We start from the raw sequence: 22,487 nt of genomic DNA, 5'->3' as shown, positions 1-22,487 counted from the left end.
TGCCAAAGCGGATACTGCGCCATCGGTTTTTTCGGAGTAACAAATAGAATGAATGCGCTGTTGTACCTCGCCGTGGTGCTGATTTGGGGCACCACCTGGATTGCGATCACCCTGCAACAGGAAGGCCCGGTGGCCATTCCCGTATCGATCGCTTACCGCTTCGCCATTTCCGCCGCGGTGATGTTCGCCGTGCTGTTGCTAACGCGCCGCCTGCGCCGCCTCGCCCCGCGCGATCATCTGTTCTGCGTGCTGCAGGGCTGCTGCGTGTTCGGCTTCAACTTTTTCTGCTTCTACCACGCGGCGGCCTACATCAGCAGCGGGCTGGAATCGGTGATCTTCTCGATGGCAGTACTGTTCAACGCCCTCAACAGCCTGCTGTTTTTCCGCCAGCGCCCCAGCCCCAACCTGCTGCCGGCGGCGCTGCTGGGGTTGACCGGCATCGTGGCGCTGTTCTGGCAAGATCTGGCCGCCACCCGCATGGCGCCGGAGCTGCTCAAAGGCATCGGCCTGAGCGCGCTCGGTACCTACGGCTTCTCGCTGGGCAACATGATCAGCACGCGCCATCAGCGCCGCGGGCTGGATATCTTTTCCACCAACACCTACGCCATGACCTACGGCGCGCTGTTGATGGCGCTGATCGCCTTGGCGCAGGGCGCATCGTTCCAGATGGAATACAGCAGCCGCTATATCGGCTCCCTGCTGTACCTGGCAATTTTCGGATCGGTGATCGCCTTCGCCGCTTACTTCAGCCTGCTCGGCCGCATCGGCGCCGGCGCGGCGGCCTACAGCACCCTGCTGTTCCCGCTGGTGGCGCTGACCATCTCAACGATCTACGAAGGCTACCAGTGGCACTTCAACGCCGTGCTGGGCCTGTGCCTGATTCTGCTGGGCAACCTGGTGATGTTCGCCAAGCCGGGGCTGAAATGGCGACGGGCGGGTATCTCAAAACAAAATTCAACCCTTTGAAGTCATTGGCGAATATCGTTATCATCAGGGTTTGTTGATAACGGATGATGGCCAATGCTCAGAAGTGATGATGTGACACCCCGCGCCTACAAACAGGTGGACGTGTTTACCCGCACGCCGCTGCAGGGCAACCCCGTGGCGGTGGTGCTGGAGGCCGAGGGGCTGAGCACCGCGCAAATGCAGGCATTGGCCCGTTGGACCAACCTTTCGGAAACCACCTTTGTGCTTAAGCCGACGCACCCGGCGGCGGATTATAAGGTGCGCATTTTCACCACCGAAAAAGAGCTGCCCTTCGCCGGCCACCCGACGCTGGGCACCGCCCACGCCCTGCTGGAAGCCGGATTGGCGCCTAAACACCCCGGAACGGTGATGCAGGAATGCGGCGTCGGCCTGGTGGCGGTCAATATCCAGCCGGAAGGCACATTGGCGTTCGCCGCGCCCGAAGTTGAGTTCCGCCCAATGGCGGCTGAGGAAACAGAACGGTTGATGGCCGCTTTACAGCCGGCGGTGATTGAAGCCGATACCCCGCCGGTGATTGCCGAGATGGGCATCCGCTGGCTGATGGTGCGCCTGCCTGATGCACAATCCTGCCTGGCGGTGACGCCGGATCAGGCCACGATTAAACGGCTGCAAACGGCTTGCGATGTGGATGGCGTGGTGATCTATGGCACCTGTTCCGCGGCCGAACCGGCCGATTACGAAATGCGCGCGTTTATGGTGGAATGCGGCGCCTTGATTGAAGATCCGGTGACCGGCAGCGCCAACGCCTGCCTGGCGCGCTTATTGAAGGCCAATCGCTTTCCCGACGGCGGCCAGACCGCACAGGGCTACCAGGTGCGCCAGGGCACCCAACTGAATCGAGATGGCCGCGTGAGCGTGCGCTTTATTGACGGCGAACCCTGGATCGGCGGGCAGTGCCGCACCCTGATTAACGGTACATTGGGTATTTAGTTTGGGGGGATGTAGGATAAGGAAGGCGTTGGACATTTGGAAGGATGTTAGACCCTATCGAGTCGCGATTCATGAATTGCTAAAAACAAAGCTTTCCTCTGCTAAGTTATGTTCTTTCCTGTATTGCACATCCCAGTCAAAGTAGCCATCAGGCTGTTTGGATTCTACACCTTTCAGCCAATACTGTTCACCATAAGCTATCAGCATTGCCCAATGATATTCAATTTCATGGCTCCTGAGACAGACAGCCATATAACTTCTAAATAATAGTCATTTTCATCATTATGGGATGTAAAACACTGATCAACACCATTGAAAACCCATGATAGCAAATTTAAAACATCCTTATCACATTCGTTTTCTTTTAAAAACGCCTCAGAATTATTTATTAAGTCACTTAATAGCTTTTCATCAAAGAACGACCTCTCAAAAAGCGAGTGGCAAAAAGTCCCTTCAATCAAGTCATTTTGTTATTCATAACATCAAGCTTTAATTCCTTGCTCACATTGAACTCCTAATCATTTCATGGTTTTTTCTATGAAATCAAAAAGCCAAAAAAACTCTTTGGCTCTAAATACAGTGAATTTTCATTGTCACCATCTTTATACCTGACGATGAACACTGAGAACGGTTCTTCACTATAATTCACTGCAATTATTTTAACTTCCCGTTCAGTTTTAAAAGCTTGTGAATAGATTGACATCATGGAAAATTGATCATCCACATCTACTTCAAACCACGGAGCGATGTTTTCAACCAAATGTAAATTAACAACCCCATCATCATCAATGTAAAATTTAAATATAGCCTCATCTGATATAAAGTAAACTCTGTCATACATCGGGTGAAAAATCGGTGGTGTATCCGAATCTATGTAGCCAGTAACAATTATATCACCACCCCATATTTAATTATATTCTCACTAAATTCACTGATATGTTCCATAAGCTAACGCCAGAATGAAAAATCAGATACGAAAATTTCGTTTATTATCACCCCACCAGGAATATCGTTTATCGAATCGGCAATCTCATCATATGGGCATGGGAGGATAAACGAAATACCAAAATCATCATTAATAACTATTGAACCATTGTATATTTTCTGTGATATCGTCAGCTTGATTATATCTGTTATTTCCATTCCGGGGAATATGATTCCATTGTAGCCCCCTTGATAATGAGCATTACATCCAAGTGACAAAATGATACCGTCTTTATCAGTTATGACGGATAAGGTATTATCGGCTGTATATGACTTTCGCTCACTCCCGTCAGGTAGGGAGTGGTTTTTAATCTTAACGCTAAATCTGGATTGCATCTCATTAATATATAATGAAATATTTTCATTTAGAACGACATTCCCTATAGAAACACCAGACACAATCCTAGCGTTAAAATCAATCATGTTAGACACCATAATATTAAGTGACTTATCAATGTGTACGGATGGATATTTAAAAACCATCAAGTCTGCTCTTTTAGATACGTTTCATTCTAAACATTTAGAACCGACTGAGAATTGCAGACTCTAACAATATCACTTGTTTTAATCATTAAAAACTAGCGTATTTCTCTCAAGCTTGTGATCTTTTATATAACTATCCTCCCATTCAAAATAATCATTCGGTGCTGTACGAGGAAAACCCTTCTCAAAATATCTATCACCATGTGACATTACCATACCCCAATAATATTCATCCTCATGACCTAACATACAGGCCTCCATGAAATTCTTGGGTGGTGTTGTAAACATAGGTGTATTGTTAATTATATAACTTGCTTCCTCTTCACTTTTTCTTCTATAAAAAACAATCACCCCATAAATAATATGGACCCAAGAATAAAAATTCATAATGACACTTTCATTTTTATTAGATTCATTCAAAAATACCAGCTTGTCAATTAATCTATTATTTTCAAACATATTAATCATTACCCACCTAGATTATACACCGTGTCACTTACTTCCAATAACGCACTAATCCGATCAATGTAACACCAGAAAATATCCGCCAAACAGTCGCCGTTGTCACATCACTCCTGCGACAACCGACGGTGCTGCCACAGGAGGCTTATAAACCCTTCGAACTATGTGGTTAGTAAGAGAGTATTGCCCTCCTATTAAGATACTTTATCTTGGTTTAAATGGATGAAGACATTGTTTAAAGACTTCCCTCATAGTCTCGTCACTCATTTTATTTAAAGAATCATGTTGATATTTATTAATTTTGTTCATTACTGCAATCTCATTGTCCGGGTTTTGTATGTCATAAAATTTTCGCTCAAACTCTCCAAGATAATCAATAGCAATCAACTTATCAAAGAAGCTATTGATTGCATAACTACCAGCATACTCTAATGACTCAACATCATCACAAGAAAACTTAACATACATTATAAGCTTCTTCAGCGCACTAATTTCAGCCTGAGTAACAATCATTTTCTTTTTATTTTCATCCACCACAGTTCCCCATTGCCTTAATCTGATTAAAGGTTAATTTACTTCTCGTTTCATAATTCATTTTAGATACTATGGAATAAGGGTTCCCCCCAGAGTAAAGGACATCTTTTAATTTCAGCCTTCCATTATGAATGTATTCAAGGGCGGATGACTGTTTTATGTTACTCATTTGCACAGGATCTGCTTTAAAGATAATAGCATAATCACCTCTTCCTACATGCTTAGGATCATTAATAAGAATGTCCCGCATGACATCGTTAGGTGACATAAGTATATCTGTTATATAAACCTTCCCCTTGGCGTTAGCCTCGAGAACTCCTGTTTTCATTATACTCTCAAAACCGCTTTTATCCGTATAATGTATAAAGACACTTTCGCCACTCAGCCCCAGCGGATCCACCCACATCAGCGGGTTCGGCGCATACTGATAAAGGTTCAGCCCGCCGCGCAGCCCTATCGGATCCTGCGTGGTGAAACGCCCCACCTCGGGTTCATAGTAGCGGAACAGGTTGTAGTGCAGGCCGCTTTCGTCGTCCTGATATTGCCCGGCGTAGCGCAGCGGCTGCTGATACTGCGCGCCCTGCCGCTTCGCCGCGCCGGCCACCGTCTGGCCCTGCAGCTTGCCAAAGGTGTCGTATTGCCCGGACCAGCACAGGCTGCCCGCCGCGTCGGTCACTTCCAGCGGCGCGCTGTTCAGATCGGTGTGATACCAGTAAATATCCGCCGAGCGGCTGTCGCCCGCCTGCTCCAGCGCCGCCAGCGGGCTCCACGGGCTGGCCGGATCGTAGCTCCAGCTGCGGCGGCTGCCGTCGTCGCGCTGCTCCTGCAGCAACCGGTAGCCCTGCCACAGGAAACGGGTCGTCTGTTCGGTTTTGCCCTTGTAGCGCACCGCCTTGCGGCTGCGGCGGCCCAGCGCGTCGTAATGGTACTGCGCCTCGAACTCGCCCTGCGGGCCGCGGCCGTGCGCCTGCACCAGCCGGTTGTCGGCGTCGTAGCGGTAGTGCTGTTCGTACAGGCCGTTGCGCCGGCCGATCAGGTTGCCCCAGGCGTCGTAACGGTAAAACAGTTTTTGCCAGTGCGTCAGGCGGTTATCGGCGATCGGCGCCAGCGGCAGGTGCGCGTCGATGTCGCTCTGCGGGCTGCGCTCGCCCAGCAGGTTATCCGCCAGATCGTACACCAGCCGCGCGCCCGGTTTGCCCTGATTGGGTTCGCGGTGTTCCTTTCAACGAATTCCCCTAAAATAAAAGAGGGTCATTGTTGACATGTTGTAAAAAAGTACAAATTAGTTCCTAATTAATGCACTCTCTTCATTTTTATTTTCACTATTTTTAATAAATGAAATGACTATATCGAGAGAGTCTCTTCTAAACCTTACTTCGTAATTTCCTATATCCAAAATCAAAAACACACCTGACATATAGTCAGAACCGTCAGGTTCAAGGTCACCACCGCTGGTATCTTCCCCTGCCCCAACAAAAACCTTTCCTGAAGGCACATTCAAAAATAATGATTTGTAGTTCTCACTTATGTTATCAACAACTCGAACCGTATACTGACCGTCTTCACCAAGATTCAAAAACAACACATTACCTTTATTTACTTCTTCCTGTTCATCCTCTGGAATGCTCCACCAACCAGCATCGTCGCTAACTCTATTTTTTAAAGACACCAAATCAAAACTGACAAGGTCGCAGTATCTGTTGTGAAAGAGAAAGTCTTATTCACACACCCCCTACTATCAGTAATCAGCTTTATTCTCATTAGAAGCACCTATCACTTTTATTCTTTGGTTGGCCTTTCTCATGGCACGCTACCGCCCGCACCGTTGCTGGCTTCCCGGCTATTACCCGTTACTCTATTAACATACTCAAAATACAGCCGCTCTGACGTGCGTTCTTTTGCCTTCAGATAGTATAACGGCACCACCAAAACATACTAACTCATTGTTTTAATTATTGTAAAACTCGACACCCTGGCTAAAATCACGGCACATTGACTGCCCAACCATCAGAGAACGAGATGACGGCTAATTGTATCTGGCTGAGGATTAGCTGACGCAAAACGACTTGGTCGACCAATCGCTGGCGATCAATGTGATGTCCGGCAAGGTGATAATACAGCTACAGCAATGGAATATACTTGCGTACCGACAAGTAACGATTATAAACCCCATCTAATAACGGATAAAAACAACCGGAAGGATCGAGCAACCCTTCCGAATTTTATCAATTTTTTGATGTTATATAAAAATTTATTTTTGTCTCATTGAATTTAACATCCCCAATATTTCCTCTTCAGTTTTCTCATAAGGCGGTTTCCATGTGGGAAAATCTTTTTCTATCCACTCATCATACTCTTCAGGAGATAATCGATTTTCTAACTCCTGATATAAATACTTTCTTGTTCTGGATAATTTGTCTAACACATTACATTGATTAAAGAAAAGCAACAATGCCGATGCCGTTTTTCCGCTTTTATCGAACCCAGAGCCTATTTTATCTATAACAGTAACAATCTCTTCCAAAGATATTAAAATCTCTTTTAGATCATTAGTACTTCCTGAGTTATTCTCTCTCATAATTCTAGCATCTCTTATTAAATTTGGTTGTTTTCCTATCTAATTCAATATCGCCTTTTATCTTATATTCTTCAACGCCTAAATCATTTTTTCTAAACTCTACTCGTTTTTTATCTATATCAAAATCGATGTAATTTTTAGCGTGGTTTTGCTTTATTTTAAATTTATCTGCTGCATCAGCCATGCTTAATGACTTTCCTTTTGCTCTAACTGCAAATACAGCATTTTGATCACCTGCAAGTATCTTCATACTTTCTTTTATTGCTGCAAAACCTTGATTACTTGTGTAATGCCGTAAACGTATAACATCAAGCCCAAACGGATCCACCCACATCAGCGGGTTCGGCGCATACTGATAAAGGTTCAACCCGCCGCGCAACCCTATCGGATCCTGCGTGGTGAAACGCCCCACCTCGGGTTCGTAGTAGCGGAACAGGTTGTAGTGCAGGCCGCTTTCGTCGTCCTGATATTGCCCGGCGTAGCGCAGCGGCTGCTGGTATTGCGCGCCCTGCCGCTTCGCCGCGCCGGCCACCGTCTGGCCCTGCAGCTTGCCGAAGGTGTCGTATTGCCCGGACCAGCACAGGTTGCCCGCCGCGTCGGTCACTTCCAGCGGCGCGCTGTTCAGATCGGTGTGATACCAGTAAATATCCGCCGAGCGGCTGTCGCCCGCCTGCTCCAGCGCCGCCAGCGGGCTCCACGGGCTGGCCGGATCGTAGCTCCAGCTGCGGCGGCTGCCGTCGTCGCGCTGCTCCTGCAGCAACCGGTAGCCCTGCCACAGGAAACGGGTCGTCTGTGCGGTTTTGCCCTTGTAGCGCACCGCCTTGCGGCTTTCTGATATACCTCAGGATGTGAAATAGCAACGTCAAAATCACTAGATCCCAGAACTTATTGCTCTTTTTAACATGCTACCGCCCACTCCGTTACTGGCCTCACGGTATCACCCTTGGTTACAGTGGCCCAGTCGGCGGAACTGAGACATTAAGTGGTACAACTATCAATTAGCCATCGAGGCTATTGGACCTATCAACGTATTGGTTTTCATGGTGTGCACTCCTGCGTGGATAGAATCCACGCAGGAGTGCTATAGGACATTCAGAAATGCAGCAAAAATCTTTACTGGAGAGCGAAGGTTATTACACCTAGGAAAACGTGATGAAAGCATCATTCTCCAAGTAATAATTCAATGCTGATATAAGCTCATCCACAGTTGCACTTGGCTTTTGATTCAGTGCACTTCTGAGCACATCCATGAATTGATCTCCATAAAAGAATAGCTCCAACTCATTTTGTTCAACATAGTCAGGATAAACTTCTTCATCATCATCACTAACCTCTGGATAACGTTCGAGATAGCATGTCAGCTCAAGTGTCGCAATTGCCTCGTACTCTTTGGTATAAAGGCAGAAATTATCCTTTATATAGCCCTCTTGAACGATTTTAATAATTAGATCTTCTAGCCTGTAAGGCGTCATATACTCTAGTTCTTTCATTAGCATCCCCCTTTTGATCTTCTCCTGGCTCCGCTTGGCTTAGGATTACCCGTGGCGCCATCCAGCTTACCTCGTCTCCCTGGCTCTCCTCCACCCCACATTTCTCGTCCTCCTTTACCCGTAGGATGATAAAGAGCGTGATTGTCTGCATGATCTACACGATCAACCAACACCAAGCGACCAACATCTTCATGATGATGCCATGTTAATACTGGCGGGCTCGAAGCTTTATTCGGGTTTTTCATCCATTCTCCCAATTCCGGGTATCGGCCCAACATATCTCGCCGGAAAGAAGGATCGGCGTCCATCCGAGCAATAAACTCTGTGTTTGCACGATTAAGGAAGGTGCGAACAAGTTCCTGATATGAGATCATCATATTCATCCGGAGCGCATCCCAGAGGGACATCATGAGCCATCAACTCACCTTCGCCGATAGTGAATTCAGCACTAAGCGCCGTCAGACCCGAAAAGAGATTTTCCTCTCCCGCATGGAGCAGATTCTGCCATGGCAGAATATGACCGCTGTCATCGAGCCGTTTTATCCCAAGGCGGGCAATGGCCGACGGCCCTATCCGCTGGAGACCATGCTGCGTATTCACTGCATGCAGCATTGGTACAACCTGAGCGACGGTGCCATGGAAGATGCCCTGTACGAAATCGCCTCCATGCGCCTGTTTGCCCGATTATCCCTGGATAGCGCCCTGCCGGATCGCACCACCATCATGAATTTCCGCCACCTGCTCGAGCAGCATCAACTGGCCCGTCAATTGTTCAAGACCATCAATCGCTGGCTGGCCGAAGCAGGCGTCATGATGACCCAAGGCACTTTGGTGGATGCCACCATCATTGAGGCACCCAGCTCTACCAAGAACAAAGAGCAGCAACGCGATCCGGAGATGCATCAGACCAAGAAAGGCAATCAGTGGCACTTTGGCATGAAGGCCCACATTGGTGTCGATGCCAAGAGTGGCCTGACCCACAGCCTAGTCACCACCGCGGCCAACGAGCATGACCTCAATCAGCTGGGTAATCTGCTTCATGGAGAGGAGCAATTTGTCTCAGCCGATGCCGGCTACCAAGGAGCGCCACAGCGCGAGGAGCTGGCCGAGGTGGATGTGGACTGGCTGATCGCCGAGCGTCCCGGCAGGGTAAAAACCTTGAAGCAGCATCCGCGCAAGAACAAAACGGCCATCAACATCGAATACATGAAAGCCAGCATCCGTGCCAAGGTGGAGCACCCGTTTCGCATCATCAAGCGGCAGTTCGGCTTCGTGAAAGCCAGATACAGGGGGCTGCTGAAAAACGATAACCAACTGGCGATGTTATTCACCCTGGCCAACCTGTTTCGGGTGGACCAAATGATACGTCAGTGGGAGAGATCTCAGTAAAAACCGGAAATAACGCCAGAAATGGTGGAAAAAATAGCCTAAATAGGCTGATTCGATGTGTTTGCGGGAAAAAAATCGGCCCAGATCCGCGAAATTTTAATCAGCGAGTCAGCTTGGGAAGAAATGACCTGCTTATTCGCACCTTCCCTAGATTCTTCCCTTTCACCGCATTTTTATTACCTTGATGTGAATTTACATCCCATTTTTCCGGTTCACATTTTGAAAGGCCTAACGGATCTATCCAGTTGAGCGGGTTCGGCGCATACTGATACAGGTTCAGCCCGCCTTCCAGCCCTATCGGATCCTGCGTGGTGAAACGCCCCACCTCGGGTTCGTAGTAGCGGAACAGGTTGTAGTGCAGGCCGCTTTCGTCGTCCTGGTATTGCCCGGCGTAGCGCAGCGGCTGCTGATACTGCGCGCCCTGCCGCTTCGCCGCGCCGGCCACCGTCTGGCCCTGCAGCTTGCCGAAGGTGTCGTATTGCCCGGACCAGCACAGGTTGCCCGCCGCGTCGGTCACCTCCAGCGGCGCGCTGTTCAGATCGGTGTGATACCAGTAAATATCCGCCGAGCGGCTGTCGCCCGCCTGCTCCAGCGCCGCCAACGGGCTCCACGGGCTGGCCGGATCGTAGCTCCAGCTGCGGCGGCTGCCGTCGTCGCGCTGCTCCTGCAGCAACCGGTAGCCCTGCCACAGGAAACGGGTCGTCTGTTCGGTTTTGCCCTTGTAGCGCACCGCCTTGCGGCTGCGGCGGCCCAGCGCGTCGTAATGGTACTGCGCCTCGAATTCGCCCTGCGGGCCGCGGCCGTGCGCCTGCACCAGTCGGTTGTCGGCGTCGTAGCGATAGTGCTGTTCGTACAGGCCGTTGCGCCGGCTGATCAGGTTGCCCCAGGCGTCGTAACGGTAAAACAGTTTTTGCCAGTGCGTCAGCCGGTTATCGGCGATCGGCGCCAGCGGCAGGTGCGCGTCGATGTCGCTCTGCGGGCTGCGCTCGCCCAGCAGGTTATCCGCCAGATCGTACACCAGCCGCGCGCCCGGTTTGCCCTGATTGGGTTCGCGGTGTTGCAGCAGGCGGCCTTCGGCGTCGTAACCGTAGTGCACTTCGCCGCGCAGCGCGTCGCTCACTCCGGCCAGCTCGCCGCGGCCGGTGTAGCGATAAGCGCGCCACAGCACGCCGTCTTCCGGCCGGGTCAATTTGTCGTGGCCGAAGGCGCTGCTCTGCCAGCTGCGGCGGCCCATGGCGTCGTAACGCCGCTGCTGCTGCAGCGCCCCCTGGCTGCGGCCGGTTTCCCGGTGCAGGCGATCGCGGGTGAATTCGCTCACCACCTGCTGGTTGAATTTAATGGCGCTGGCGTGGCCGGAGCCGTAATACAACCACTGCAGGCGATCGCCCTGCGGCAGCGTCAGCGCCTGCAGGTTGGCCAGCGCATCCCACTGGTATTGCAGCTCGCCGTTCACGCCCTGCTCGCCGAGCAGCCGCCCGGCGGCGTCATAGCGCATCTGCACGCTGTCCGGCTCGATGCCCAGCGCCGCGCCGCTCGCCGTCGGCAGGCGGTTCAGCTCGCGCAGCCGCCCCATGGCGTCGAAGCGGTAATGCCATTCCGCGCTGGCATTGCCGCGCCAGACCAGCTGCCCGGCCTCGTCGAAGCGGAAGCGCTGTTCGCGCTGCGTCAGCTCACCCGCGCTGCCCGGCAGGCCGACCTCGCGGTGCTCCTCCAGCAGCCCGGCCGCGCCGTAGCGATAATAGTGGCGGGTGTCGTCCGGGCGCTCTTCGGCCAGCACGCGGCCCACCGCATCGTAGCTGAAGCGGTATTCGCCGCCGTTGCCGTTCTCCAGCCGCGTCAGCCAGCCCTGCGGGCTGTAGTGATAGCGCCGGGTGCGGTTGATGCGGTCGGTGATGCTGACAGGCAACCCCAGGGCGTTGTACTGCCAGCGGGTCAGGCTGCCCAGCGCGTCCTGATGTTCGGCCAGCTGGCCGTGTGCATTCCAGTTAAAGCGCTCTTCGCTGCCGTCCGAGTGGATCAGGGTATGCAGGCGCCCGCCGTTATCCCATAGGTAGCGCGTCTGGTGGCCTTCGGCATCGGTCTGCGCCGTCAGTTGCCCCAGCGCATCGTAGGTATAAGCCGTGACGCTGCCGGAACAGTCGGTGTAGCGCGTCAGCTGGCCGCGGGCGTCCCACTCCAGCTTCACTTCCCCGCCCAGCGCGTCGATCACGCCGGCCGGCAGGCTCTCTTCGTCATCCGGATAGCGATACAGCGTGGCGTGGCCCAGGGCATCGACATAGCGCGTCGGGCGCCCCAGCGTGTCCCAGTGCTGCGCTTCGCTACTGCCGTCCGGGTACGCGACGGCGAACAGTCGGCCGCTGTTGCGCGAATATTGATAACGCGTCACGCGGCCGAGCGGATCGGTCTCCGACAGCAGGCGGCCGTAAGGATCCCATTCGCTCTGGCGCTGCGCGCCGCCGGGCAGCAGCACGCTGCACAGCTCGCCGCGTTGGTAGATAAAACCGTAGCGGCGCTGGTCGAAATCGGTGTACTGCGCCACGTTGTCGTCGTCATCCAGCCGCCACTCCGCCCGCTTGCCGTCGCCACGCACCGCGCTGCGGCGCCCGCCGGCGAAGTCGTAACCGAACTCCAGCGACTCTCCGGCGCTGTTGCGGTAGGCCGTCACGCGCGGCAGGCCGTCGATCTCTTGCCATTGGTATTCGTTCAGCAGCCCGGCGGCGTCCTGGTGGCTGATCATCAGGCCGTCGCGCCAGCCGAAGCGGCGCGTTACCTCACCGGCGCGGTTGCTCACCGTCGTCAGTTGGCCCTGCTCATCGTAGCCGTAGCGCGCCAGCGTCCGTTCGCCTTCGGCGGTTTGCAGCGCCACTTCGCACAGGCGGCCCTGCGCATAGCGGCACATCAGGCGCTGCCCGGCGCTGTCCACCAGTTCGCTCAGCAACCCTTCGTCGTCGTAGAACAGCGAGGTGGCGTTGCCGATGGCGTCGGTGATCATGCTGAGCCGGCTCGGCTGGTCGCCCGCCAGCGGCGGGTAGTGGAAAATCTGTTCGCCGACGTCAAACAGCTGCCAGCTGCCGTCGTCGTTGTGCATCAGCCAGCATTTTTCGGCTTCGCAGTAGGTTTTGTGGCCGCGCGGCACCATAGGGAAAGCGACGAAGTCGCCGGAAGGCGCGCGCCACACCAGGCCGTCCTGATACGGCTGCAGGCTGCTCTCCCAGAACAGGTTCCAGCCGCGGCCCAGCACGCCGTCGCCGGGGTTGCCGCTGCGCCAATAGCGCTGCCAGGCGACCGGCAGGCGCGATGGCAGCACGAAATCGAGATCGTCTTCGCCGTCGAGGAATTTCTGGCCGCTGACGATATCCACCGGCCGGGCGATAATGCCGACGGCGGCGGTGGCGGTCATCAGGGTGCCGGCGCGGCAGGCGATGCGCGCCAGCTTGTTGATGCCGGGCAGCTTGCCCAGCAGTTTGCCGAGCGCCCCCAGCTTGCCGGCGGCGCCCCCCACGCCGCCCACCAGGCCGGCGAACAGCAGCGTCAGGTCAGAGACCTTGTACAGCCAATCCGGCACTTCGGGCTTGATCGGCAAGGTGGTGACGGTGCCGCCGCCGATAAACACGTTGGGCGAGCCTTCCATCACCTGCGCGTCGCAGTTGGTTTTGTCCCCCACGCGCGAGGCGGGCTGACCGTTGATGCTGACCTTGTCGGAGCCCTGCGCCATCTGCATGCTCGGGCCGTCGTCGCTGCAGGCCACCTGGCTGTTGGTGGCGAGCGCGGCGGGTTTGCCGTTGATGAAGACGTTGGGGGAGCCGGTGACGATATTGCCTTTGGGGGTCAGGCTTCCGGCACCGGCGTCGGCAATGCCGTCGCGCGCCGCGGTGGCCGCCTCCCCGGTGAGATACCCCACCGCCAGGCTGGCGCCGATCAGCAACACGCCAACGCCGATACAGGAAGCCGCCAGGCCGGCGACGAACAGTGCACCCGCCGCCACCGCGCCTGCGGCGGCGATCAGGCCGCCGACAAGGGTGCCGGCAATCATGCCGGCCAGGGCATGGGAGTGCCCGATGGTATCGCCGACGCGGGCCGCTTCGGTCATCGTAAGTTCCTTTTACGTGAAGAGTTCATCGTTATGCCGCCCGGTAGCTGCTCAGCACCTGCTGCAACAGCGCGTCGTCCTGCGGCGTCAGCTTGCGCGCCATCGCCAGGGTGAACACCAGCACCCGGCCCTCCGCCAGCGCGAACACCGCCTGGTTTTGCCAGATGCGTTTGCCGTCGCGCAGGTAGCTGGCGCGCACCCATTCACCGGCGGTTAATCCATCGCCCAGCGTCGCCGGCTCGCGGCTTTTGAGCGCCCAGCCTTTCAGCCCCTGCGCCAACGCATCGAGCTGGCGGGTGACGTAGCCTTCCAGGTTCTCCGCCGGCTGCAGCGCATCGCGGGAAATATTGATTGAGGGGGAAACATCATCGCCGGCCAACAGCACGTTGACGGTGCGATCGGCGTAGCCTTCCGGCAAAGCGACGCTGCCTTCGCTGAAAGCGCAGCGGGATAAAGCGGACATGCGAGGATCCTTTTGCATAAATAATGCTTAAGCATCGCATAACTTAGCCTTGAAATAAAACCATCAGGCACCGCCAATGTTGCGCGGCGTGACCGCGTTCACTGTGTATAAGGCCGTGGCCGGAACCTTGCCCGGGATCGGGCCGTAACATTACAGAATTATCTGAAACCGCCGGCGCGCCGACGCGCCGATTATGGCTATACTCGGCTATCGCCCTTTTCAGGAGATCAGGATGCTAAGATTCACCCGCAGCGCACTGCTGTGCGCCACGCTGGCCGCGTTCCCCGCCGCCGCCGAAACGCCGAAGTTCGGCCCGGAGCTGCAGGGTTTTCACTACCCTTACCCGTTGCAGCAGTTCAGCTTCACCTCGCAGGGGCAGATGTTAAAGATGGGGTATATGGACGTGCCGCCGGAAGGCGCCGCCAACGGCCGCACCGCGCTGCTGCTGCACGGTAAAAACTTCTGCGCCGCCACCTGGCAGGACACCATCAAGGCGCTGAGCAAAGCCGGCTACCGCGTGATCGCGCCCGACCAAGTCGGCTTTTGCTCCTCCACCAAGCCGGCGCATTACCAGTACAGCTTCCAGCAGCTGGCGCAAAATACCCACGGCCTGCTGCAGAACCTGAAAATCAGCCGGGCCATCGTCATCGGCCACTCCACCGGCGGCATGCTGGCCACGCGCTACAGCCTGATGTATCCGCAGGCGGTGGAGCAATTGGTCATGGTCAACCCGATCGGCCTCGAGGACTGGAAGGCGAAAGGCGTGCCGTGGCGCAGCGTCGATCAATGGTTCGAGCGCGAGCTGAACACCTCCGCTGACGGCATCCGCAACTATGAGCAGCGCACCTACTACGGCGGCCGCTGGAAGCCGGAGTACGATCGCTGGGTGGATATGCTGGCCGGGCTGAACAACGGGCCGGGCCATCGCCTGGTGGCGTGGAACTCGGCGCTGATCTACGACATGATCTTCACCCAGCCGGTATACTACGAGTTCAAGGATCTGCAAACCCCCACCACGCTGATGATCGGCACCGCCGACACCACCGCCATCGGCAGCGATATCGCCCCGTCGGCGGTCAAGGCCAGGATCGGTCACTACGCGGAACTGGGCAAACAGGCGGCGAAGCTGATCCCGCACGCCACGCTGATCGAGTTCGCCGGGCTGGGCCATGCGCCGCAAATGGAGGAGCCGGAGCGTTTCCATCAGGCACTGCTCAAGGCGCTGCAGCCCTGAGCGGCCGGTTGGCGTAGCCGCCGCGCGGCGGCTAAACTTTCAGCTGGCACTCAACGGCAGGAGACAGCCATGCGACAGATTATTGCCAGCGCCTTCGTCAGCCTCGACGGCGTGATGCAGGCGCCGGGCGGGCAGGACGAAGATCGCAGCGGCGGCTTTCGCTTCGGCGGCTGGACCGCCCCCTACTGGGATGACGCCATTGCGGAAACGATGGGCGATCTTTTCTCGGCGCCGTTCGATCTGCTGCTGGGGCGGCGCACTTACGACATTTTCGCCGGCTACTGGCCGCAGATCACCGACGAGGCCGATCCGTTTTCCGCCGATATCGCCCGCGTATTCAATCAGGCCACCAAGTACGTCGCCACCCACCACGGCGAGACGCTGGCGTGGCAGAACAGCCAGTGGCTGGGGCGGGACATCATCGCCCGGCTGCGCGAGCTGAAGCGCACCCAGGGGCCGGTGCTGCTGGTGCAGGGCAGCAGCACGCTGATGCAACAGCTGCTGGCCAACGATCTGCTGGACGAACTGCGCCTGCTCACCTACCCGGTGCTGCTCGGCGGCGGCAAGCGGCTGTTTGATGACAACGCGGCGCCGGCGGCCTTCACGCTGGCCCAATCGGTGGTCTCGCCCGGCGGCGTGATCGTGGCCCACTACCGCCGCAGCGGCGCGGTGACGACCGGCTCCTTCGTGGCGGAAGGCGCGGCGGCGGCCCAGCCGTAAAAAAAGGGCCGTTCGGCCCTTTTCTCTTTCCCCTTCATCACCCTCAGGCAAACAGAATATCGCTCTGCTCCACCTGCCCGACCACGTGGATCTTGAAGTCGGCGGCGTAGCTGTTGCTTTGGGTGTTCATCAGCAGATCGGTGGTGCCGTTGAAGGCGTCGAAGTTGAGCTGGATCTCGCCCTTCTGGCCGCTGAAGGCGCTGCCGCTGTCGATAAAGCGCAGCTCGCTCAGGCTGTTGTTGAAGCGCAGGCCGGAGAGATCGATCTTATCGATACCATGCTCGAAGTCTTCAATCACGTCGAACGCCGCCACCGTGGACTCGGTCACGTTCGCCACGTCGGCCCACGCCTGCATCGATTTCAGCGCCTGAGCCTGCGCCGCCTGAGTCAGCGGCTGCAGCCCCTTGTCGCCGTCACCGGTCTGGCCGATGCGGTTCAGCGCGCTCTGCGTCAGGAAGGAATAGGTCAGCGCCACAGGCTGGTGATAGACCTGATCGCCGTTGTGCGTCAGGCCCGGCCGCGTCAGCTGATCGGCGGCGCGGTCGAAGCTGAAGTTATCGCGGATTTTACCCAGGTTGTTGATGGCTGCTCCGCCGCGCTGGTTGCTGTACAGGTTGGCGTTGTCCAGCGTAAACAGCGCGCCGTAGCCCAATCCGTCATAGGGGCTGCCGGGCTGGTGATAGTAAAACTGATAGTTATGATCGTTGGGGGATGTGGCGGCCAGGCTGGTGAACTCATCGTCATCTTGCAAAATGTCGTTGTGGCGACTGCTCATTGCATTCTCCTTTTACACACTAGGAATCCACTCGCTTTGTAAGACTATTCATCAGTCGTTCTAATCTAAGCCAAGGCTTAGCATTGACCAGTATAGTGACTCACCCCGGCGGCGCGAGCCCACGCCGCCGCGCGTCTTCGCGCCGGGCGTTAAGACGGAAATAATCATAACGATTTGTATTAGCGCAGTATTAATGAGAGTGATAAGCGTATCGGTGGGCTAATGACTCGTCTTTTTGGGCACGTTATCGCCGGTTAGATCAGAATTATCGAGGATTAAAAAACCTAACCCTTCCCTCACCATCAGGATGGGTACATGCTAAAGTGTGAACGGACAGCCGAAAGGAGTGACCCGATGCCAGCCCATTACCTTACGCGCGCCTTGCGCCGCGCCAGCCTGACAGGAGTTGTTATGAGCGTATTGTGCAGCAGTGCCTTGGGCAGTTCACTGCCGTTGCTGGAACCCGCCGCGCTGAAGGGCGAGTGGCAGCTCGCCGCCATCGGCGACGGTAAAGCCGTCTGCAAGGTGCAACTGAGCGACGAAGCGGTAGCCAACACCAATGCCTTCCGCTTCAGCGCCTCCGCCGAGTGCCTGCAGCCGCTGGCGCTGCAAACGTTGCCGGTCGCCTGGCGGCCGACGCCGGACGGCATGACGCTGACCGACGCCGAAGGGAGCATGGTGGCGTTTCTGGCCCTGACCGCGCCGAAGCGCTATGAGTTGATCGATCGCGGCGGCCCTTCGCGCTTTGTGCTGATCCCGCGTTAATCCCTCAGGCGAACAGCAACCCGAGCAGCGCGCCACCCGCCAGCACCCACAGCGGATGGAGGCGCTTGCTCATGCTCAGCCCCGTCGCCAGCGCCACGATCGCCGCCAGCCGCCAGCTGGGTGCGGAAGCCTCGGCGATCAAGATACCGCTGGCCGCCACCAGCCCCACGGTCAGCGGCACCAGGCCGGCCTGCACGATGCGGCGCCACGGGCGATCCTTAAAGCGCCGCCAGGCGCCCATCACCAGCAGCGTAACGATGGAAGACGGCCCGAACTTGGCGACCGAAGAAACCAGCAGCCCCGCCCAGCCGGCCACGTGCCAGCCGACCAGCGGCACGATCATCATGTTCGGCCCCGGCGCGGCCTGCGCCATGGCGAACAGCGCGCTGAACTCCTGGGCGCTCATCCATTGATGCACCTCCACCACCTGCCGCTGCATTTCCGGCAGAATGGTCATACCGCCACCAAACGCCAGCAGAGAGAGCTCGGTGAAGATCAGCGCCAGCGCCATCAATACCCCGCTCATGACGGCCACCGCCACATCAGCAGAATGCTCAGCGGCGCCAGCACCAGCATGGTCGGCAACAGCGGCAGGCGCAGCCAGGCGATGGCGATCAGGGCCAGCGCAACGATCGCCAGCGCCGGCCATTTGCCGCGCAGCGGCAGCAGCATCTTGATCCCGGTCGAGAGCAGCAGCCCGGCGGCCGCGGCGGCCAGCCCGGCGAACACATGCTGAACATGGGGATCGTTTTGGAAGCGGGCGTAGACCACGCCCAGCCCCACCACGATCGCCGTCGGCGCGCTAATGAGGCCCAGCAAGGCGCACAGCGCGCCGCGCAGCCCGCGAAACTCCATCCCTACCGCCACCGATAGGTTGATCACGTTGCCGCCGGGCAGGAACTGGCATAGCCCGAGCAGCTCGGTAAACTGTTCACCGCTCAGCCAGCGCCGGCGCTCCACCAGCATGCTGCGCGCCAGCGGCAGCACGCCGCCGAAGCCGATCAGCCCCAGCCACAGAAAGCCCACAAACAGCTCTGCGTTGCCCGGCGCTGCCGCCGGGTGCGGTTTTAACGTATTGATATCTGACATGACATTGCCATTCCACATCGCTTGTTTTGATGTCTGGTATCATGCGCGCCGCCGTGCCATGATGTCTAATGCATTCCGGAACAACCAAAGATACCTTTGAGGTATGGCTATGATCGAACTGCGTCGCCTGCGGGCGTTCGTCACCGTGGTGGAAGAAGGCAATATCACCCGCGCCGCCGAGCGGCTGTTTATCCAGCAGCCGCCGCTGACCCGCCTGCTGCAGGGGCTGGAAGATGAGCTGGGCGTAACTTTGTTGCAGCGCCTGCCGCGCGGCGTGCGTGTCACCGAAGCCGGCGGCGTGCTGTTCGAAGAGGCCCGCGCCCTGCTGGCGCGCGCCGAACGGCTGCGCGAAGCGGTGCAGCGCGCCGCTCGCGGCGAGCAGGGGCACATCGCCATCGGCTTCACCAGCTCCGCCGCGCTGCACCCGTTCGTGCCCAACCTGCTGCGCCGCTACCGCGACATCCTGCCGGGCATCACTACCCAGCTGGAAGAAGCCGGCAGCGGCGAACTGATGGAGGCGTTGCTGGAACAGCGCCTCGACGCCGCCTTCGTGCGCTCGCCGGCCAGCGGCATTCCCGGCCTGAGCGTGGAGCCGGTGCTCAGCGAACCGATGATCGTCGCCCTGCCGCTGGGCCACCGACTGGCGCAACAAACGCAGCAGCCGCTGCCGCTGGCCGAACTGGCGCACGAGGCGTTTATTCTCTATCGCCGCCCGGCCGGCCAGGGGCTGTACGACGCCATTCTGGCCGCCTGCCACCGCGCCGGCTTCAGCCCGCGCATCGTACAGGAAGCGCCGCGCCTGCCGGCCACCCTCAGCCTGGTCGGCGCCGGGCTGGGGTTGTCAGTGGTGCCCGGCTCGATGCGGCGGCTGGGCGGCGACGGCATCGTCTATCGCACCCTCGCCGAAGAGGCACAGCTCAGCGCCCCGCTTTATCTGGCGCTGCGCCGCAGCCCGGCTTCGCCGATCGTCGAGCACTTTCGTCAGCTGGTGCTGGAGACCGTGGGGGCGTCATAAAAAGCCCAAACGGCCAATAAAAAATGCCGTTCGTTTATTATTTATTTAAACCGGGCGGCGACTAAAATTAATTCCAATTAATGACTATTCAACTTCCGGGGAATTAATCAAACCCGCTCTCACTTAGTAACAAACGCAAACAAATAAGCGCCTACCCAATACATTCCAGCCACTAGGATTTAAGGGTCACAGCCTGTTCCCGCCGATGACAAAAATCATTTCAATGGCGCTCGCGCCTTCCCTGTCGCCTGCCTCTGCGGGCGCACGGTTTTATGTTGGAGAAAACGCTATGCTATCGCGTCGTGATATATTGAAAGTCTCCGCCGTCAGCGCGGCCGCCGCCGGCATGATCGGCGGCATCGCTAAAAATGCCGCTGCCGACGACCATCGCAATATCGTGCCCCCCAGCAGCTATCAGCCGCCTGCTAATGCGCAGCATCTCTATAAGTACAAATTCACCGACAGCAAAAAACGCAGCCTGCCCAGCGGCTGGGCGCGCGAGGCCACCGTCGAGCAATTCCCGATCTCCGAAGGCGTAGCGGGCGTCGACATGACGCTGGAGCCGGGCGGCGTGCGTGAGCTGCACTGGCACGCCATCGCCGCCGAATGGGCGTTTATGCTGGAAGGCCATGCGCGCATCACCATCCTCGATCCCGAGGGCAAATGCGAAGTGGCGGATTTCGGGCCCGGCGACGTGTGGTATTTCCCAAAAGGCTACGGCCATTCCATTCAGGCGCTGGCGGACGGCGCGCATTTTATTCTGGCGTTCGATAACGGCCATTTCTCCGAATTCGGCACCTTCAGCATCACCGATTGGGTGGCGCATATGCCGAAAGAGGTATTGGAAAAAAGCGTCGACATGCCGGCGGCGGTATTTTCCAAGGCCAAACAGGGTGAAGCCTATATTGTTGGCGGCGCCGTTCCGCCCGCCTTACCATTGCCGAAAAACGACGGCGGATTAAATAACGCCCCGCTGACCCACCGCTATGAATTAATGAAGCAAAAGCCGTTCTTTGAAAATGACGCCGGCAGCGTACATTTGGTGTCATCGAAAGAATTTCCCATTTCCACCACCATGACCGGCATCATCGAGATCGTGAAACCCGGCGCGATCCGGGAATTGCACTGGCACCCCAATGCCAACGAATGGCAATACTATATTGCCGGTAAGGGCCGCATGACGGTGTTCAGCTCGCACGGCCACGCGCAGACGGAAGAGTTCGCCCCTTCAGACGTCGGCTACGTGCCGCAGGGCTTCGGCCATTACATCGAGAACATCGGCGATGAGGATTTGAAGGTGCTGATCGTGATGGACAATGGCATTTATCAGGATATTTCGTTGTCCGACTGGCTGGCGAAAACCCCGGCCTACCTGCTGGCGGATAACTTCAACAATCAGGTTGAGGACTGGCAGGATCGGCCGAAAGACAAGCGGGTGATGTCGCGGCGCAGCCGCTGACGCCACGGCGAGGGAGTCTCTCCCTCGCCCTCCGGCCTGCCGATTACAGCGTGGCTTTGAAGAACGGCACCAGCTTCTCCAGCGCCTGGGCTACCGGCTCCGGCTTGTCGTAGAGATCGTAATGCGACCAGCCTTCCACCACCACCAGCTCTTTGTGCTGCGATTTGGCGCGGCGCACGATCTCATAGCCGTCGCGCAACGCGCCGAACAGGCCGGGTTTGCTGCCGACGATCACCAGCAGCGGCTGGGTCAGCAGCACTTCCGCCAGGTGGAACGCATCCCACCCCACGGCTACCGCGTTATGGGAATACAGCGTCTTGTTTACGCCGTTCGGCTTCTCGCCGCGTGCCGTCCGGTAGTATTCCGTCGCCTCACGCAGATCGATATCGGCGCCGTCTTGTTGCGCCGCCTCAACGCTCGGGTACAGGCCTACGTCCACGCGCAACGCCGCGCCGCGCGCTTCTGCGGTGCGCTGCCGGGCAATATCCTCCAGAAAAACCACAGGATCGCCATTGGCCAACACGCCCTCGCGCATCACCCGGCCATAGTTGGCGCCGGTGATGGTCGCCACCGCTTTGATGCGCCGCTCCGTCATCGAAGCGTTGATGGCGTAACCGCCGCCGCCGCAGATGCCGAGCACGCCGATACGCTGGTCATCAACGTAATCCAGCGTCACCAGATAATCGGTCACGACGCGAAAATCTTCCACGCGCTGAGCGGGATCTTCGATAAAGCGCGGTTCGCCACCGCTCTCGCCCTGGAAGCTGGCGTCGAACGCGATGACCACAAAGCCGGCTTTCGCCAGCGCCGCGCCATAGACGTTGCCCGAGGTCTGCTCTTTGCAGCTGCCGATCGGGTGGGCGCTGATGATCGCCGGGTACTTTTTCCGCTCGTCGAAATCCGGTGGGAAATGGATATCCGCCGCGATGTCCCAATACTGACGCTTGATTTTGACCGTTTTCATCATGAGTTCCTCACAGGGTTGCTGGCTCGGGAAACGCGCTCGGCATCGCTTCCGCTGGGATAACGCTTACTTTAGA

General features: G+C 56.8%; 23 protein-coding genes and 2 pseudogenes. 9 read left to right on the top strand and 16 right to left on the bottom strand.

Going from position 1 to position 22,487, the window contains the following annotated elements:
• Positions 1-48 precede the first annotated feature (48 nt).
• Both C3F38_RS14215 and C3F38_RS14210 read left to right on the top strand, forming a co-directional pair.
• Positions 49-966: a DMT family transporter gene (locus tag C3F38_RS14215; protein WP_047727600.1), complete on the top strand. Its 918-nt coding sequence runs from the start codon at positions 49-51 to the stop codon at positions 964-966.
• A gap of 54 nt (positions 967-1,020) precedes the next feature.
• Positions 1,021-1,917: a PhzF family phenazine biosynthesis protein gene (locus C3F38_RS14210; RefSeq protein WP_055316889.1), complete on the top strand. Its 897-nt coding sequence runs from the start codon at positions 1,021-1,023 to the stop codon at positions 1,915-1,917.
• Positions 1,918-2,452: 535 nt separating this feature from the next.
• On the opposite strand, the gene C3F38_RS14200 is transcribed toward C3F38_RS14210, so the two are convergent.
• The 10 genes and pseudogenes from C3F38_RS14200 to C3F38_RS26205 all read right to left on the bottom strand — a co-directional run bounded on the left by C3F38_RS14200 (position 2,453) and on the right by C3F38_RS26205 (position 8,831).
• On the bottom strand, positions 2,453-2,758 hold the full coding sequence (locus C3F38_RS14200; RefSeq protein WP_047727602.1) for a hypothetical protein: 306 nt from the start codon (positions 2,756-2,758) through the stop codon (positions 2,453-2,455).
• Between the two features lie 107 nt (positions 2,759-2,865).
• Positions 2,866-3,324, bottom strand: a complete 459-nt coding sequence (locus C3F38_RS14195; RefSeq protein ID WP_047730727.1) for a hypothetical protein — start codon at positions 3,322-3,324, stop codon at positions 2,866-2,868.
• Between the two features lie 141 nt (positions 3,325-3,465).
• Entirely contained in the window at positions 3,466-3,843 is a 378-nt protein-coding gene (locus C3F38_RS26210; RefSeq protein ID WP_146054016.1) for a hypothetical protein, read from the bottom strand.
• Positions 3,844-4,050: 207 nt separating this feature from the next.
• Positions 4,051-4,380: a hypothetical protein gene (locus C3F38_RS14190; RefSeq protein WP_224217802.1), complete on the bottom strand. Its 330-nt coding sequence runs from the start codon at positions 4,378-4,380 to the stop codon at positions 4,051-4,053.
• Positions 4,373-5,599: pseudogene (locus C3F38_RS14185) on the bottom strand (RHS repeat domain-containing protein); the annotation flags it as partial. The pseudogene C3F38_RS14185 and the gene C3F38_RS14190, both read right to left, overlap by 8 nt.
• 63 nt (positions 5,600-5,662) lie before the next feature.
• A complete protein-coding gene (locus C3F38_RS14180; protein WP_341533150.1) occupies positions 5,663-6,049 on the bottom strand; it encodes a DUF6386 family protein in 387 nt (128 codons plus the stop codon).
• Between the two features lie 582 nt (positions 6,050-6,631).
• Positions 6,632-6,958: a hypothetical protein gene (locus C3F38_RS14175; protein WP_233211736.1), complete on the bottom strand. Its 327-nt coding sequence runs from the start codon at positions 6,956-6,958 to the stop codon at positions 6,632-6,634.
• A 4-nt stretch (positions 6,959-6,962) separates the two neighbouring features.
• A pseudogene (locus C3F38_RS26605) lies at positions 6,963-7,787 on the bottom strand (RHS repeat domain-containing protein); the annotation flags it as partial.
• Positions 7,788-8,097: 310 nt separating this feature from the next.
• The gene (locus tag C3F38_RS14165) at positions 8,098-8,448 is read right to left on the bottom strand and encodes a hypothetical protein (protein WP_038874581.1); all 351 of its coding nucleotides are present in this window, start codon (positions 8,446-8,448) and stop codon (positions 8,098-8,100) included.
• Positions 8,448-8,831: an HNH endonuclease gene (locus C3F38_RS26205; RefSeq protein WP_233790551.1), complete on the bottom strand. Its 384-nt coding sequence runs from the start codon at positions 8,829-8,831 to the stop codon at positions 8,448-8,450. Before C3F38_RS26205 ends, C3F38_RS14165 begins: the two co-directional genes overlap by 1 nt.
• A gap of 25 nt (positions 8,832-8,856) precedes the next feature.
• On the opposite strand from C3F38_RS26205, the gene C3F38_RS14155 reads away from it, so the two are divergent.
• On the top strand, positions 8,857-9,837 hold the full coding sequence (locus C3F38_RS14155; RefSeq protein ID WP_009310076.1) for an IS5-like element ISKpn26 family transposase: 981 nt from the start codon (positions 8,857-8,859) through the stop codon (positions 9,835-9,837).
• Complete coding sequence (locus tag C3F38_RS26855) at positions 9,819-10,022, top strand: hypothetical protein (RefSeq protein ID WP_341533147.1); 204 nt, start codon at positions 9,819-9,821, stop codon at positions 10,020-10,022. The genes C3F38_RS14155 and C3F38_RS26855 overlap by 19 nt, the downstream gene beginning before the upstream one ends.
• Here C3F38_RS26855 and C3F38_RS14145 read toward each other — a convergent pair.
• Together C3F38_RS14145 and C3F38_RS14140 are read right to left on the bottom strand one after the other, a co-directional pair.
• Positions 9,938-13,927: an RHS repeat-associated core domain-containing protein gene (locus tag C3F38_RS14145; RefSeq protein ID WP_233211698.1), complete on the bottom strand. Its 3,990-nt coding sequence runs from the start codon at positions 13,925-13,927 to the stop codon at positions 9,938-9,940. The genes C3F38_RS26855 and C3F38_RS14145 overlap by 85 nt on opposite strands.
• Positions 13,928-13,958: 31 nt before the next feature.
• Positions 13,959-14,390, bottom strand: a complete 432-nt coding sequence (locus C3F38_RS14140; protein WP_055317655.1) for a DcrB-related protein — start codon at positions 14,388-14,390, stop codon at positions 13,959-13,961.
• A gap of 232 nt (positions 14,391-14,622) precedes the next feature.
• Here C3F38_RS14140 and C3F38_RS14135 point away from each other — a divergent pair, with 232 nt between their 5' ends.
• Entirely contained in the window at positions 14,623-15,624 is a 1,002-nt protein-coding gene (locus tag C3F38_RS14135; RefSeq protein ID WP_047727609.1) for an alpha/beta fold hydrolase, read from the top strand.
• Between the two features lie 69 nt (positions 15,625-15,693).
• The gene (locus tag C3F38_RS14130; RefSeq protein WP_047727610.1) at positions 15,694-16,344 is read left to right on the top strand and encodes a dihydrofolate reductase family protein; all 651 of its coding nucleotides are present in this window, start codon (positions 15,694-15,696) and stop codon (positions 16,342-16,344) included.
• A gap of 43 nt (positions 16,345-16,387) precedes the next feature.
• Here the strand turns inward: C3F38_RS14130 and C3F38_RS14125 are convergent, their stop codons facing one another.
• On the bottom strand, positions 16,388-17,119 hold the full coding sequence (locus C3F38_RS14125) for a M10 family metallopeptidase C-terminal domain-containing protein (RefSeq protein WP_055317654.1): 732 nt from the start codon (positions 17,117-17,119) through the stop codon (positions 16,388-16,390).
• A 411-nt stretch (positions 17,120-17,530) separates the two neighbouring features.
• On the opposite strand from C3F38_RS14125, the gene C3F38_RS14120 reads away from it, so the two are divergent.
• Positions 17,531-17,884 (top strand): protease inhibitor Inh/omp19 family protein, encoded by a 354-nt coding sequence (locus C3F38_RS14120; protein WP_038880671.1) that lies wholly within the window; start codon positions 17,531-17,533, stop codon positions 17,882-17,884.
• A gap of 4 nt (positions 17,885-17,888) precedes the next feature.
• On the opposite strand, the gene C3F38_RS14115 is transcribed toward C3F38_RS14120, so the two are convergent.
• Both C3F38_RS14115 and C3F38_RS14110 read right to left on the bottom strand, forming a co-directional pair.
• A complete protein-coding gene (locus C3F38_RS14115) occupies positions 17,889-18,410 on the bottom strand; it encodes a chromate transporter (protein WP_055313672.1) in 522 nt (173 codons plus the stop codon).
• Positions 18,407-18,973: a chromate transporter gene (locus C3F38_RS14110; RefSeq protein WP_033634481.1), complete on the bottom strand. Its 567-nt coding sequence runs from the start codon at positions 18,971-18,973 to the stop codon at positions 18,407-18,409. The genes C3F38_RS14115 and C3F38_RS14110 overlap by 4 nt, the downstream gene beginning before the upstream one ends.
• Before the next feature lie 103 nt (positions 18,974-19,076).
• On the opposite strand from C3F38_RS14110, the gene C3F38_RS14105 reads away from it, so the two are divergent.
• Together C3F38_RS14105 and C3F38_RS14100 are read left to right on the top strand one after the other, a co-directional pair.
• Entirely contained in the window at positions 19,077-19,988 is a 912-nt protein-coding gene (locus C3F38_RS14105; protein WP_047727613.1) for a LysR family transcriptional regulator, read from the top strand.
• A 289-nt stretch (positions 19,989-20,277) separates the two neighbouring features.
• On the top strand, positions 20,278-21,447 hold the full coding sequence (locus C3F38_RS14100; RefSeq protein WP_055317653.1) for a cupin domain-containing protein: 1,170 nt from the start codon (positions 20,278-20,280) through the stop codon (positions 21,445-21,447).
• Between the two features lie 43 nt (positions 21,448-21,490).
• On the opposite strand, the gene C3F38_RS14095 is transcribed toward C3F38_RS14100, so the two are convergent.
• Positions 21,491-22,411 (bottom strand): alpha/beta hydrolase, encoded by a 921-nt coding sequence (locus tag C3F38_RS14095; protein ID WP_038880663.1) that lies wholly within the window; start codon positions 22,409-22,411, stop codon positions 21,491-21,493.
• Positions 22,412-22,487: the final 76 nt, after the last annotated feature.

It is taken from the genome of Serratia sp. SSNIH1, assembly GCF_002935055.1.
GTDB lineage: Bacteria > Pseudomonadota > Gammaproteobacteria > Enterobacterales > Enterobacteriaceae > Serratia > Serratia nevei.
This window is presented reverse-complemented; position numbering and strand designations above follow the sequence as displayed.

Bases quoted from the DNA above. Each gene is read 5' to 3' on its own strand.
- C3F38_RS14215 (WP_047727600.1), top strand. From the start codon at position 49: ATGAATGCGCTGTTGTACCTCGCCGTGGTGCTGATTTGGGGCACCACC.
- C3F38_RS14210 (WP_055316889.1), top strand. From the start codon at position 1,021: ATGCTCAGAAGTGATGATGTGACACCCCGCGCCTACAAACAGGTGGAC.
- C3F38_RS14200 (WP_047727602.1), bottom strand. From the start codon at position 2,758: ATGTATGACAGAGTTTACTTTATATCAGATGAGGCTATATTTAAATTT.
- C3F38_RS14195 (WP_047730727.1), bottom strand. From the start codon at position 3,324: ATGATTGATTTTAACGCTAGGATTGTGTCTGGTGTTTCTATAGGGAAT.
- C3F38_RS26210 (WP_146054016.1), bottom strand. From the start codon at position 3,843: ATGTTTGAAAATAATAGATTAATTGACAAGCTGGTATTTTTGAATGAA.
- C3F38_RS14175 (WP_233211736.1), bottom strand. From the start codon at position 6,958: ATGAGAGAGAATAACTCAGGAAGTACTAATGATCTAAAAGAGATTTTA.
- C3F38_RS14165 (WP_038874581.1), bottom strand. From the start codon at position 8,448: ATGAAAGAACTAGAGTATATGACGCCTTACAGGCTAGAAGATCTAATT.
- C3F38_RS26205 (WP_233790551.1), bottom strand. From the start codon at position 8,831: ATGAATATGATGATCTCATATCAGGAACTTGTTCGCACCTTCCTTAAT.
- C3F38_RS14155 (WP_009310076.1), top strand. From the start codon at position 8,857: ATGAGCCATCAACTCACCTTCGCCGATAGTGAATTCAGCACTAAGCGC.
- C3F38_RS14145 (WP_233211698.1), bottom strand. From the start codon at position 13,927: ATGACCGAAGCGGCCCGCGTCGGCGATACCATCGGGCACTCCCATGCC.
- C3F38_RS14140 (WP_055317655.1), bottom strand. From the start codon at position 14,390: ATGTCCGCTTTATCCCGCTGCGCTTTCAGCGAAGGCAGCGTCGCTTTG.
- C3F38_RS14135 (WP_047727609.1), top strand. From the start codon at position 14,623: ATGCTAAGATTCACCCGCAGCGCACTGCTGTGCGCCACGCTGGCCGCG.
- C3F38_RS14130 (WP_047727610.1), top strand. From the start codon at position 15,694: ATGCGACAGATTATTGCCAGCGCCTTCGTCAGCCTCGACGGCGTGATG.
- C3F38_RS14125 (WP_055317654.1), bottom strand. From the start codon at position 17,119: ATGAGCAGTCGCCACAACGACATTTTGCAAGATGACGATGAGTTCACC.
- C3F38_RS14120 (WP_038880671.1), top strand. From the start codon at position 17,531: ATGAGCGTATTGTGCAGCAGTGCCTTGGGCAGTTCACTGCCGTTGCTG.
- C3F38_RS14115 (WP_055313672.1), bottom strand. From the start codon at position 18,410: ATGAGCGGGGTATTGATGGCGCTGGCGCTGATCTTCACCGAGCTCTCT.
- C3F38_RS14110 (WP_033634481.1), bottom strand. From the start codon at position 18,973: ATGTCAGATATCAATACGTTAAAACCGCACCCGGCGGCAGCGCCGGGC.
- C3F38_RS14105 (WP_047727613.1), top strand. From the start codon at position 19,077: ATGGCTATGATCGAACTGCGTCGCCTGCGGGCGTTCGTCACCGTGGTG.
- C3F38_RS14100 (WP_055317653.1), top strand. From the start codon at position 20,278: ATGCTATCGCGTCGTGATATATTGAAAGTCTCCGCCGTCAGCGCGGCC.
- C3F38_RS14095 (WP_038880663.1), bottom strand. From the start codon at position 22,411: ATGAAAACGGTCAAAATCAAGCGTCAGTATTGGGACATCGCGGCGGAT.